The 12,658-nt window shown below is 46.5% G+C and carries 13 protein-coding genes and 1 pseudogene; 6 read left to right on the top strand and 8 right to left on the bottom strand.

Features of this window, described 5'->3' with window-relative positions; translation table 11 throughout:
* The first annotated feature begins 69 nt into the window (after positions 1-69).
* The 3 genes from OGY71_RS10425 to OGY71_RS10415 all read left to right on the top strand — a co-directional run bounded on the left by OGY71_RS10425 (position 70) and on the right by OGY71_RS10415 (position 3,285).
* Positions 70-597 carry a GNAT family N-acetyltransferase gene (locus tag OGY71_RS10425; RefSeq protein ID WP_149280930.1) on the top strand — a complete coding sequence of 176 codons (528 nt, stop codon included), beginning with the start codon at positions 70-72 and terminating at the stop codon, positions 595-597.
* A 106-nt stretch (positions 598-703) separates the two neighbouring features.
* Entirely contained in the window at positions 704-2,155 is a 1,452-nt protein-coding gene (locus tag OGY71_RS10420; protein WP_193133999.1) for a tagaturonate reductase, read from the top strand.
* A gap of 215 nt (positions 2,156-2,370) precedes the next feature.
* Positions 2,371-3,285 (top strand): bestrophin family protein, encoded by a 915-nt coding sequence (locus OGY71_RS10415; protein ID WP_063941590.1) that lies wholly within the window; start codon positions 2,371-2,373, stop codon positions 3,283-3,285.
* On the opposite strand, the gene OGY71_RS10410 is transcribed toward OGY71_RS10415, so the two are convergent.
* On the bottom strand, positions 3,282-3,659 hold the full coding sequence (locus OGY71_RS10410; protein WP_003832953.1) for a GFA family protein: 378 nt from the start codon (positions 3,657-3,659) through the stop codon (positions 3,282-3,284). The two genes, OGY71_RS10415 and OGY71_RS10410, sit on opposite strands and share 4 nt — an antisense overlap.
* Before the next feature lie 131 nt (positions 3,660-3,790).
* Positions 3,791-4,549 carry a trans-aconitate 2-methyltransferase gene (tam, locus tag OGY71_RS10405; protein WP_126318110.1) on the bottom strand — a complete coding sequence of 253 codons (759 nt, stop codon included), beginning with the start codon at positions 4,547-4,549 and terminating at the stop codon, positions 3,791-3,793.
* Positions 4,550-4,659: 110 nt separating this feature from the next.
* On the opposite strand from tam, the gene OGY71_RS10400 reads away from it, so the two are divergent.
* Positions 4,660-5,181, top strand: coding sequence for a GNAT family N-acetyltransferase (locus OGY71_RS10400; protein ID WP_191222609.1), 522 nt, complete (start codon positions 4,660-4,662; stop codon positions 5,179-5,181).
* A 9-nt stretch (positions 5,182-5,190) separates the two neighbouring features.
* On the opposite strand, the gene OGY71_RS10395 is transcribed toward OGY71_RS10400, so the two are convergent.
* Positions 5,191-6,027 carry a DMT family transporter gene (locus OGY71_RS10395; RefSeq protein ID WP_193134000.1) on the bottom strand — a complete coding sequence of 279 codons (837 nt, stop codon included), beginning with the start codon at positions 6,025-6,027 and terminating at the stop codon, positions 5,191-5,193.
* 52 nt (positions 6,028-6,079) lie between these two features.
* Positions 6,080-6,457, bottom strand: a complete 378-nt coding sequence (locus tag OGY71_RS10390; protein ID WP_193134001.1) for a hypothetical protein — start codon at positions 6,455-6,457, stop codon at positions 6,080-6,082.
* A gap of 434 nt (positions 6,458-6,891) precedes the next feature.
* Between OGY71_RS10390 and OGY71_RS23295 the strand changes: the two genes are divergently transcribed.
* The gene (locus OGY71_RS23295; protein ID WP_003832964.1) at positions 6,892-7,119 is read left to right on the top strand and encodes a hypothetical protein; all 228 of its coding nucleotides are present in this window, start codon (positions 6,892-6,894) and stop codon (positions 7,117-7,119) included.
* A 250-nt stretch (positions 7,120-7,369) separates the two neighbouring features.
* Here OGY71_RS23295 and OGY71_RS10380 read toward each other — a convergent pair.
* Together OGY71_RS10380 and OGY71_RS10375 are read right to left on the bottom strand one after the other, a co-directional pair.
* A pseudogene (locus tag OGY71_RS10380) lies at positions 7,370-7,582 on the bottom strand (GNAT family N-acetyltransferase); the annotation flags it as partial.
* Between the two features lie 86 nt (positions 7,583-7,668).
* A complete protein-coding gene (locus tag OGY71_RS10375) occupies positions 7,669-9,651 on the bottom strand; it encodes an alkyl/aryl-sulfatase (RefSeq protein ID WP_286613276.1) in 1,983 nt (660 codons plus the stop codon).
* Positions 9,652-9,904: 253 nt separating this feature from the next.
* Between OGY71_RS10375 and OGY71_RS10370 the strand changes: the two genes are divergently transcribed.
* Complete coding sequence (locus tag OGY71_RS10370) at positions 9,905-10,291, top strand: KPN_03583 family lipoprotein (RefSeq protein WP_063941972.1); 387 nt, start codon at positions 9,905-9,907, stop codon at positions 10,289-10,291.
* Between the two features lie 116 nt (positions 10,292-10,407).
* Here the strand turns inward: OGY71_RS10370 and OGY71_RS10365 are convergent, their stop codons facing one another.
* Both OGY71_RS10365 and OGY71_RS10360 read right to left on the bottom strand, forming a co-directional pair.
* Positions 10,408-11,037 carry a winged helix-turn-helix transcriptional regulator gene (locus tag OGY71_RS10365; RefSeq protein WP_003832974.1) on the bottom strand — a complete coding sequence of 210 codons (630 nt, stop codon included), beginning with the start codon at positions 11,035-11,037 and terminating at the stop codon, positions 10,408-10,410.
* A 237-nt stretch (positions 11,038-11,274) separates the two neighbouring features.
* A complete protein-coding gene (locus tag OGY71_RS10360; RefSeq protein ID WP_063941973.1) occupies positions 11,275-12,462 on the bottom strand; it encodes an OmpP1/FadL family transporter in 1,188 nt (395 codons plus the stop codon).
* Between the last annotated feature and the right edge of the window lie 196 nt (positions 12,463-12,658).

Genomic DNA, 12,658 nt, shown 5'->3' with positions numbered 1-12,658 from the left:
CTATGATATGCCCCCTTGTGTTGTGTAATTGTTAAAAGCAGTATGAAGGGGTCAATCTAAGGAGAAACCATGGCTTCCGGCAAACCCTGCTTTGTGCTGAGCGCGACACAGATTCTGTCGCGAATCGACGAGCTCAGCGATGTTCTTGAACAGTGCGTCAATGACGGCGCCTCCATCAGTTTTATGCTGCCCTTTAATCGCGAAAAATCAGAGCCTTTCTGGATGAAGGTCGCGCAAAGTGTTTCTCGCGGAGAACGGATCGTTCTTGGTACGCAGAATGCGCAGGGGGTGCTTGTCGGTACCGTCCAACTCATTATCGATCAACCCGAAAATCAACCTCATCGTGCTGATGTCGCCAAACTGCTGGTTCACCCCTCAGCGCGACGCGGTGGCCTGGCCCGTGAATTGATGAACGAACTGGAAAGTTGCGCGCGTCAACAAGGTAAAACGCTGCTGGTGCTTGATACGGCGACTGGCAGTGGTGCGGAGTTGTTCTACCACAATTGCGGGTGGAAAAAGGTAGGGGTGATACCTGACTATGCCCAAATGCCCGATGGGACGCTGACCGGAACCACACTTTTCTATAAAACGCTCTAATTTGTCGCCGGGGATTGATCAAAACAGGGTTTCAATGTATTAAAGTTTGCTAACCTATTGGACCAATTCAATCAGGTTGTATGACTAATCATAAAGGGAACCCATTGTGCAAACACTAAATCGTCGCGATTTCCCCGGTGCTCAGTATCCTGAACGCATTATTCAGTTTGGTGAAGGAAACTTCCTGCGCGCCTTTGTAGACTGGCAGGTAGATCTGCTCAACGAACATACCGATCTGAACGCTGGTGTGGTCATTGTTCGTCCTATCGAAAGTTCCTTCCCGCCATCGCTGAGTACGCAGGATGGCCTCTATACCACTATCATTCGTGGTTTGAATGAGAAGGGCGAGGCCGTCAGTGATGCCCGTCTAATTCGTTCAGTTAACCGTGAAATCAGCGTCTATAGCGAATACGATGAGTTCCTGAAGCTGGCGCATAATCCTGATATGCGTTTTGTGTTCTCTAACACCACGGAAGCAGGTATCAGTTACCACGCGGGCGATAAGTTTGACGGCGCGCCAGCGGTTAGTTATCCGGCTAAACTGACGCGTCTGCTGTTCGAACGCTTCAGCTATTTTAACGGCGCATTGGATAAAGGCTGGATTATCATCCCTTGCGAACTGATTGATTATAACGGTGATGCGCTGCGTGAACTGGTTCTGCGCTACGCTCAGGAATGGGCGCTGCCGGAAGCGTTTATTCAGTGGCTGGATCAGGCCAATGCATTTTGCTCCACGCTGGTGGACCGTATTGTTACCGGCTATCCGCGTGATGAGGTAGCTAAGCTCGAAGCTGAACTGGGCTATCATGATGCTTTCCTCGATACCGCAGAACATTTCTATCTGTTTGTCATTCAGGGGCCGAAGTCATTAGCCGCAGAACTACGTCTGGATAAGTATCCGCTGAATGTCCTGATCGTGGATGACATCAAACCGTACAAAGAGCGCAAAGTGGCGATTCTCAACGGTGCTCACACCGCGCTGGTCCCTGTTGCCTGGCAGGCAGGGTTGGACACCGTGGGTGAGGCGATGAATGACGCTGAGATTTGTGCTTTCGTGGAGAAAGCGATCTATGAAGAGATCATTCCGGTACTGGATTTGCCACGTGATGAGTTAGCTTCTTTTGCCAGCGCGGTAACCGGTCGATTCTGCAACCCGTATATAAAACATCAGCTGCTGTCTATTGCCCTGAATGGCATGACCAAGTTCCGCACCCGTATATTGCCGCAACTGCTGGCAGGGCAACAGACCAGCGGTAAACTGCCGGCGCGTTTGACGTTTGCGCTTGCCGCGTTAATTGCTTTTTATCGTGGAGAGCGCAACGGTGAGTCTTATCCGGTTCAAGACGATGCTCACTGGATAGAACGTTTTCAACAGCTGTGGTCTCAGCATCGCGATCGCCAGATAAGTACCGAAGCGTTGGTCAAATCTGTACTGGGTGTCAAAGAACACTGGGAACAAGATCTGACGCAGGTTTCTGGACTGGTGGAACAGGTCTCTACCGATCTGGATACCATTCTGGCAAAAGGTATGCGTGAAGCCGTTAAGCCACTGTGCTAAGACGACTACCGACAACCCGGCTCAGGCCGGGTTTTTTCTTGATATACATTAGTTACAACATACTGTGTGGTTTATATCATAAACCCGGTCTGTGACTTAGGTGCGGCTTCATTTTAAGCAGAACAAAAGTTGTTGGGATAATGTTGCGATTAACTTGCAACATTGATCGCTATCGCGTCTAATGTGACGGATTTCACATTTTCCCGAAGATAACCATGATCGTTCGTCCCCAACAACACTGGCTGCGCCTGATATTCGTCTGGCATGGTTCCGTATTATCTAAAATATTCTCACGGTTGCTGCTGAACTTCCTGCTCTCCATCGCCGTTATCATCATGTTGCCCTGGTATACGATGTTGGGTATCAAATTTACCCTGGCACCGTTCAGTATTCTGGGCGTGGCGATTGCTATCTTTTTAGGTTTTCGCAATAACGCCTGCTATTCACGTTATGTCGAAGCCCGACACCTGTGGGGGCAGTTGATGATTGCTTCCCGATCACTACTTCGCGAGGTGAAAACCACCTTACCGGATGACGCCGAACTGGGGCAGTTTGTTCGTCTGCAAATCGCATTTGCCCACTGTTTACGCATGACGTTACGTCGAAACCCACAGGCAGAGCCGTTGGCGAAATATCTCAGCGAGAAAGATCTGCAGACGGTATTTTCCGCACAATCGCCAGCAAACCGCATTTTGTTGCTGATGGGGGAGTGGTTGGCCGTGCGCAGACGTGATGGACAGCTGTCCGATATATTATTTCATAGTTTAAACAACAGATTAAATGATATGTCGGCAGTACTGGCAGGTTGTGAGCGAATTGCGAATACGCCAGTGCCGTTTGCTTATACTTTGATCCTTCATCGCACTGTTTATCTGTTTTGTATCATGCTGCCATTCGCGTTAGTGGTGGATCTTCACTACATGACGCCGTTTATTTCAGTGCTTATTTCCTATACTTTTATCTCGCTCGATGCGCTTGCGGAAGAGCTTGAAGATCCGTTTGGTACTGAGAACAATGACCTGCCGCTGGATGCGATTTGCAATGCAATCGAAATCGATTTACTGCAAATGAACGATGAAACCAATGTGCCAGCAAAACATATGCCGGATAAACATTACCAACTAACTTAGTTTCGTTCTGTTTCCCACCATGCTGGCCGCATATCAGAAAACGAATGAAACTCCGGCGCCAGATCTTCATCATTAGGATCGTCAAAAGCGCCGGCTAAAAGCGCAATGACCGGAGCGTCATCGATGGCGCCCACGGAACTGCCACACTGAGGGCAAAAGGCCCGACTGGTGGTTTCAGATGAGCGCCAGGTTGTCGGTTTTCCGGCTTTTCCCGTCCATTCTACATTTTCTGCATCAAACTCAATCCAGACGACGGTCGGGGCACCAGTATGTTTCCGGCATATATCGCAGGAGCAGGTATGGGAATTATTAGGACTGCTGGCTGTGAAACGGATCGAGCCACACAGACACCCACCAATGTAGACTTTAGACATAACAACTCCCGTCAGAAACATGTGGCAAGACACTAGCAGATGCCTGACATAGCCACTAGATCCTTATGATAAAAAGGCGAGGGCGCGCATACTCGGTAGCCCAGTCCTGTGATCTGTCTGATGATAAATGCTTAACTATTGCGTCTGGCTACAATAAACAACCGCGGAAATGCCAGCAAAATATTGCCGTTTTCCTGCAACGGATATTGTTCCTGGAGCAGTTCATGGTAGCGAGCCAGGTAATGACGTTGCTCGCTTTCGCTCAAATCCTGCAGCCAGGGGCGGAGTCCCGTTGAGCTTACCCAGTCGATAATCGCCTGATGCGAATCCATAATGTGATAATACGTTGTACGCCAGATATCCACATCACAACCCGCTTCGGTCAAAATATCATAGTAGGCGTGAACGCCAGGAAGCGGAGCACGCCCCCGGTCGGGGTAATCTTGTTCATAAGCCACTTCGCGCATCAGTACATGCGTGGGCTCCAGCCAGTTATCCGGCATTTGCACGGCCAGAACGCCGTTGTGACCGAGTTGTGAGACCAAATGTGGGAATAAGTCATAGTGATCGGGCACCCACTGTAACGACGCATTTGCATAAAGCAGATCTACGGGATGCTCGGGCTTAAACTGGCTAATATCCGCTTCGATAAAATGGCAGTCAGGTAATGCGTTGCGCGCTTCATTCAGCATAGCAGGTGAAGAATCGACACCTGTTGTCTTTGCCGTGGGCCAGCGCTGATGCAGCAATGCCGTACTGTTTCCCGGACCACAACCAAGATCAACAACTGAGCGGACATTTTCTAACGCCACACGGCTGAGTAATTCTGCTGCGGGTCTTGAACGTTCAGTTGCATATTGCAGATAAAGCGAAGGGTTCCAGTCGGCCATGTATAAATCTCCAGTATGAGAGGAAAAGTCGGAAAAGGACGGTATAAGACCTTGCCGATGAGCCACTTATTTTAGAAGATTATATGAAAATGAATGATAAGGGCAGGAATATGCTGGAAACATCAAGGTTGATATTACGACAATGGGAGGCTAAAGACCGGGCCCCTTTTGCTGCACTCAATGCCGATTCTGACGTGATGCGCTTTTTCCCCGCGCCGCTAGAGAAAGCTGAAAGCGATAACCTGGCCGATAGATTTAGTGAAGGTATTGCAGAACGCGGCTGGGGATTTTGGGCCGTAGAGCTAAAAGAAACACACCAGTTTGTGGGCTGTGTGGGGTTACATCCACAACCTGATAAATTTCATTTTTCACCCTGCACCGAAATAGGCTGGCGCCTTGCTAAAGCATACTGGCACCAGGGTCTGGCGTTAGAAGCCGCGCAAGCGAGTCTTGCATTTGCTTTTGACATACTGGCGCTAAATGAAGTCGTTTCATTTACTTCTGTGCTGAATAAACCGTCAGAGGATCTGATGATACGAATTGGTATGAATAAAACAGAAGAGTTTACGCATCCCGCGTTGCCGCCAGATCATCGATTGGCACAACATGTTCTGTATCGTCTTTGCCGATAATTAATCAGTCTATTTTGCTCCTTTTCTCATATCAGAGAAAATAACTAAGCCAATTCCAGCCAAAATAATGACGCTTGCGAGAAGGATTCTGACGGTGAGCGTTTCGCCCAAAAATATGATCCCACCAAGAGTGGCCAGACAAGGTACGCTGAGTTGAAAAGTACTGGCCGTTGTGGACCGGAGTAAGGGGAGCAATGAATACCAGAGCAGATATGCACCTCCCGATGTAATTGCACCAGAAAGCACGCCCAGAACTAATCCATATATATCAATATGAAGATGAGAGCGGAAGAACAGAGGAATAATCAATGCGACCGGGATTGCCAGGATGAAATTCCCCCCGGTTGAGGCAGCAGCATCCGTGATTTTCTTCCCTGTGATACTGTAGAAAGCCCAGGCTAACCCAGCAATAACCATCATTATTGCGGCATAAAAGGAAGGACGCTCCACACCAGGAAATAGCAAAATCGCTATTCCAGCCAATGCCCCGAGTATTCCTGTTATTTTTAAAATTACGAGTTTCTCTCCCTGGGCTATTCCCCATACCGTCATGACGAGCTGAACGGTACCAAAGAGCAGCAGGGCACCAGCGCCGGTGCTAAGAGAAACATAGGCAATGGAGAATGAAAAAACATAGATGCAAAGGAGCAGGGCATTTAACCACTTGAACTCAAATTTTCTGCTGTCAGATGTTATCGCGATAAATAAAAAAAGGGCAATTGCGCCACTTATCAATCTGATGCTGCTGAATGAGATAGCATCAGCATGCATACCCTTCAATGCGAGTCGGCAAAGCACTGAATTTCCAGCAAATGCGATCATTGCGATGATGATTCTGATGAGCAAGATAGCGTCCTTTAGTCAATACGAGGTTTAGCGCAATATGCAGGTGTTGCCTTCAAAAACAGGTGTGTTGATTAATATAGTTGCCAACATCAACGACTGTGTTCGTGCTGGGCTCGACATTAAGAACGACAAAACGCATTTGCGGGCAGAACAGCTCTGCACTTTTCTTGCTGCACTCAGTTTGTAGCCATCGATGCTCACCCTGTTCGGTTACAACCGTGTTCACGTTTCCGTATTCGCTGCACACAAAACCTTTTTCAGTTGCTCTTTGCCTTGCTGCCTCCAGGCTCAGACCAATAACATTCAGCTCATCGACCTCTTTGGCGAGTGTGCTGTCGGAAACACGGGTTAATGTGCAGCTCGACAGCGTAGAGGTAAATAGTAGCAAGAGCGCGAAGTGTAGGATGGTTTTGCTTTTTTTGTTTCGCATTGTCCGATATGTACTCAATTTTATTATCGTATTTCTGAAAGTAAGTGAAGTCACCTGGTTCAGTATATAACGAACGATTACATACCATTGCTTAAAAATCACAGATGTGCAGCTTTATATTTTTAAATGAAAGCTACTAAAGACAGAATCTCATGACGTAATAATTGAGACTATGTACTTTTGGTCAGAGATATGCATTTCAAATTAGCGACGATGAAGATAAGAGCCTTCCCAGAGAAATGTCATCTTTCACATCAAATGAAGATCTCATTCTCACTAACATTGCGTAAGTGAAAGGCTGGTCTATGCTAAAAAAGCAATCAAATTTGCGTTGGCTTTTTGAATAATAACGATAATTCTCGCGTTTTCGGTGGCGAATATGAACAGGATTGTGATCGCTTTTTTAATGTGCTGATCTTTCACAGCCGCCGTTGGTGCGTCAGCTGAGTCTGATGGACTGGTATATTTCCTATGAATTGCAGGTGCGCCTGCTGCCGGATGTATCACTGGCAGATGCCCGTAATGAACTGCATAGCAATATTCAGGAGGCCGTTGGTTATGGCGGCGGCCTGTTCGGTCTGTTTCTGCATGGCAAGGGACGACAGGTTGATGGGCAGTTTATTCCCCCGGCCATGAGCGCGTTTGGCGGTGGCGGAACGTAAAACGGTACTGCATAACCAGCTGTAGTCAAGAGCCATCATCCAAAACTGTTAGCGCTGTTGAGGCAACTGCGCTTGAAAGGGTTTTGAGGCGTCATTATTGAGCAGCACAAGGATGACCATAAAACAGCAGATTCCGCCTTTATCTATGTCAGTACGCATAATGTATATTATGTTAAATGCAATTGCTGCGTACTCAGTTGAGACTCCATGTGGCCCACGTTTGGCCATTGACCTCCTCTGCTCATTACAATCATGAAAGCCTGAGTTCCTGCAGTTGAGATGCTTTGAATCCGTGGTGAAGATAAAAACGTTTAGCTTCGTCTGTGAGCGCATGTACCATAACGGCACGCACGCCAATATTTTCTGCCACTTTGTAACACCGTAGTACCGCATCGTGAAGCAGATCGGCCCCTAACCCTTTTCCACGAACAGAAAGATCTACGGCCAATCTGGCAACTGCTATACAGCATCGTTCAACTCAATACTCTGATAAACAAAAATAAAAAACCCGCCAGTGCTGGCGGGTTATGGCATGGTTTGTCTCTACAGTTAAGGCGTTACCATGTTAAACCAGAAATCAAAGCTATCTAAATACCCGAGGAACTCATCAAGCTTGGCATGATTGCCGGAAATTTGTACATCACCCTTCTCTTCTGCCTGTTTCAGCGATTCTTCCTTGAGAATGATTTTGTTCAACGTTGCGCGGTTAAGCGTAATGGAGGCGTCAGCATTGCTGGCCTGTGTATCGGCGCTATGGTTAAGAACACCGTTTTCCAGTTCCAGTTTGTATTTACCGCCGTCAGCACCTAAATCGACGTTGAAGACTGCCTGCGCATTTGCCGCTTTTTCTCCGTTAATATGTACCGCGAGATAATCAAAGAACATCTCAGGTGACATGGCTTTAACGGTATCCGGGCTGGCGGTATTTGGCGTCGCGCCTTTCACCACACCGTTGCGTAATTCTTGTGCACCAGTCAGATAAAAATTACGCCATGGACCGGACTCAGCCTGATAACCCATTTGCTCAAGGGCATCTGCTTCCAGATTACGGGCTTCTTTATTGCTCGGATCAGCAAAGACGATATTGTTAGTGACTTGCGCCACCCAACGGTAATTGCCCTGGGCGTAATCAGTTTTCGCTTTTTGCATGATTGCATCGGTGCCGCCCATATAATCGACATATTTCTTCGCGGCATCAACGGGCGGTAATTCATTCAGTGTTGCCGGATTACCGTTGAACCAGCCGAGGTAAAAGACATACGTTGCTTTCACATCATGGCTGACAGAACCATAGTATCCACGGCTGGCCCATGATTTTTCCAGTCCAGACGGCAGTTTGAAGTTAGCGGCGATTTCGTCACGGGTCAGCCCCTGGTTAGCCATGCGCAGCGTCTGATCGTTGATGTAACGGTACATATCACGCTGACTTTTCATTAACTTCACCACATTTTCATTACCCCAGGTCGGCCAGTGATGCTGAGCAATAATAATGTTTGCCTTTACCCCCCAGCGGCCAATAACGTCATTGATATATTTTGACCATGCCAGCGGATCGCGGATCTTCGCGCCACGTAATGAATAAGTGTTATGCAGCGTATGGGTGACATCCTCTGCAGCTTCGATCATTCCCTTCTCTTCTACATACCACAGCATTTCAGAAGGTGCTTCCGATCCCGGCGCCATCATGAAGTCATAGGTTAGACCGTCGATAACTTCTTTCTGCCCGGTGTGGGTAATATAGTTAGTGGGTTCAATCAGCGTGACCGTACCGGCGGAGGTTGTCGTCCCCAGACCCGCACCGACCTGACCTTTTGCATCCGGTTTCAACAGATTGCCATACATGTAACTAGCTCGGCGACTCATGGCGTTACCTGCCATAATATTTTCAGATACAGCTTCCTTCATAAAACCAGCCGGTGCATATACCTTCACTTTACCGGATTTCACATCCGCTTCATCAATCACGCCGCGGACACCACCGTAGTGGTCAACATGGCTGTGCGTATAAATGACGGCAACAACGGGTCTTTTACCGCGATTCTTATAATAAAGGTCCATTCCCACTTTCGCGGTTTCTGCCGATACCAGCGGATCAATGACCGTAATACCCTCTTTCCCTTCCATAATTGTCATATTCGAGAGATCAAGATTACGGATTTGATACACGCCATCAGTGACCTGGAACAAACCGCCAATATTGATCAACTGCGACTGACGCCACAGGCTTGGATTAACCGTGTCGGGGGCTTTTTCGCCCTCTTTGATAAAGGCATATTGCTGAGGGTCCCAGACAACATTTCCCTGCTTCCCTTTAATCAATTCACTGGGAAGCGGAGCAATAAAACCTTTATGTGCGTTCATAAAATCGGTTTTATCAGTGAATGGCAATTGACCATATAAGGCGTCATTCGCACTTTTGGTCTGAGCAGTCGCATCTTTTGCTCCTTCCTGTGCCAATACAGGTAGTGATATTAATGATGTTGAACACACGCCAGCTAAAGTCAGATAACTTACTAGTTTATTAAGTTTCATAAATCCTCGCTAATAATATATTATCCAGAAGAAAGAAATCCTGCAGTTCTGATTGTTGAGAAGCTTCCGTAATACTTACTTATCAGGTTTCTATGATCTAATGCTCGTAGGCTAACATGGTCTTATGAAACAATGTAATGCAATGGCATTTAATTTTAAATTTCCTTTTGTTTTTATTTAAACAAAATAGCTGTAGACACCTGACTGTATAAAAAGATAATAGCTGGCATCCATTGTCTTTAGAACACTATATATGCGCACTCTCTATCTACTTCTCATCGTTGGGATACTTTCTGGCTGTAATACTTCTCCCCCAGAGAAAGTTGTTAAAATCAATAAAATGGTGATCCCTGTTGTTCAGGCACAACCCGAGTCAAAATCAAGTAGTGACTCGGCATCCCTGTCCTTATATCAGGATAATAAACAGCAAATTGAAAACGTCGCGAGTTCATTAAAAAATGAATATCTTCATGAGGTTAAGCCAAGAGAGATGTTTGACGTTCATAGCCAGGCATACCAGGTTTATGCTTCTTTAACCAAGCTCGAACAAATGCAGCAAATGAACAATTTTTATTATAAGGAGCATAATCAAACAGGACTGTTAAGCATTAATCAGTCCGTGAACTCTCTTATTGAATAACAAGAAATCCTCCTCAGAAAATGATGAGGAGGATTTCTTACGATTGATATATGGCATACCACAACAATAGAATATTAAATTTAGATAATCGATTTGTAACTTGTTTGTGGGTTTATTTAAAATCGCTCAGGCAATTTATTGATGGAAGTAAGATACCCTCCGCGTTCAAAATCAATATACCCTCCTTTTTTTAACGCAGACACAACATTTAAAACACTGCTGCGCGATAAGTGGGTCCGATCCTGAATATAATCTAAAATAGAGACTCGCGTGCGCGTCTCTTCCGGCAACAAAATCATCTCTTCGAGGTGGTTACGTATCACTGAATAAGTTCGCTGCTGTACGACTAAATCATCACGATAAAAGAGATAGCCCGTATGATATGAAAGCACTGCCGCCGCATCTTCCCACAAGCCTTGTTGATGAAAGAGTTCTCGTGCTTTATCGGCATCGACGCGTAATAATGTTGACTCAGCTTCAGCGCGCAATAAATGGCCGTGTACCGGTTGGATCATTTCGGCAATACCGAACAGATGGGGTTCATAGACGGTCACGATTAACAGACCATCAGAAGAACGTAAAATAGACAGCTCCCCTTGCAAAAAAAGGTAGAGTTGAGGCTTATTCTTGTATTTCCACATGATACGCCGCCGCGGCACAACCTTCATCTTTTCTGCAATCGGTTCAAGTGCTTGCATTAAGCGTTGTATGCTTTGTTCTGGGCGTACCGGAGGTGAAATTTGCATAATCAAACCTGTATTATTTAGATTGAAAACAATATGCTTTTACCTATATTCCATGAAGGTAGTACAGATTCATATTAAAGCCATAAATTGCTCAATAATAAAAGTAGAAATTTATTTTTATTTAAACGAGCGTGTGTGATAAGACCACCAGCAGACGGTTACCAGACACTGTCGGATAGATAATCCGCCATGGTGACTATTAACAATGCGTGAGATAGTTAATCGGGAATAACGGCGCTAGAATTGATAGCTGTAGTTGACACTGGCAAACCATAGCCACGGATTCTTATACTGGCCTGCAAAGATATCAGATTTGACGTTTGACGACTGCATGTGCAAATACTCAACGGCAACGCCAATATTGCTGGCTGGCGTAATCTGGTACTGTGCACCGGTGGCAAGTCGCCATTCATCGCCGGTTGGCATCGAAAGCGCTACATCACTTTGCGATTTGTACGGTGAACTGTCATAGGCAATACCGGCATTAATGCGCCACTGCTCATCGGGATGATATTGCACGCCCAGCGCTGTATGCCATGTATCTTTCAGACGATTATCACGATCGCTTTGCTGACCATTTATTGTAATCTGCGGGCTGCCAAACTGGCTCCAGTCCTGCCAGCCAAGATCGCCCATCACTGACCATTGACTGTTGATATCGTGAACCAGACTAAACATCACCTGCTGCGGAGCACGGACCTGTGTGGAGATCGGCAGATCATATCCAATATTAGGTATATTGGGGAAACGTGCCGTCCCGTCAATATTGAAATGATAATCAGTCTTGCTGGTCCAGGTTACTCCCGCCCGCGTTTTGTCGGTTAAATCCATTAATAAGCCAAGGTGGTAATTCATCGCCCAGTCATGATCGCTTTGTTTCTCATCGTGGCCATCGACATCTCTGCTTAGCGACAGAAAACCATAGTTTAGCCCTGCAGCTGCGCCAACCGACACCTTATCACTTAGTTTCCATGCAACGGCGGGACTCAGCGTCATCGCAACCATGGTACTTTGTTTAATTAACCGATCCCCTGCCCAGTTGCCGAAGTCGATACCTAACCCATAGTTGCCGTACAAACCCAAACCGGCAGAAACGGTATCACTTAGCCGTTGCGTATAAAACATGCTGGCATTGGGGAAAAGCGTCATTACATTACCGGGGCTTTGCCTTCCATCTGTCGTATTGTTCAGCGTATAGGGAATATCTCCGCCCATCGCCTGTAATCCTCCGCTGACCATATGGTCAGGTAAACGGGTCATCCCCGCAGGGTTTGTTAACAGCGTAGAGGCATCCTGAGCACGAGCGGCCTGCCCTGCACCAGCCAGTGCGGTATCCTCCGTTCCGACTTCATAGAAGTAGAGCGCACTGGCGTGACCGACTGACGAAAAAATCATCCCGGAGAGAAAAATTATATTTTTTTTCATTGCATTACCTGTTTGGAGGGGGCGTTCTTTACTAAACGTAGGGTCAGCTATCACACTATATTGATTTATGCTAATAGCATAATCAGGCATCAGGAATGATGTCGTGTTAAATTTCATCCAATATTAAATTTTATAATTCAACACAATGACATCTTAAAAGTCGACTTAATGAGAATTCTTCTTAAGAAGAGATTTG

The sequence above is a fragment of the Citrobacter sp. Cpo109 genome (genome assembly GCF_030332565.1).
GTDB lineage: Bacteria > Pseudomonadota > Gammaproteobacteria > Enterobacterales > Enterobacteriaceae > Citrobacter > Citrobacter portucalensis.
This window is presented reverse-complemented; position numbering and strand designations above follow the sequence as displayed.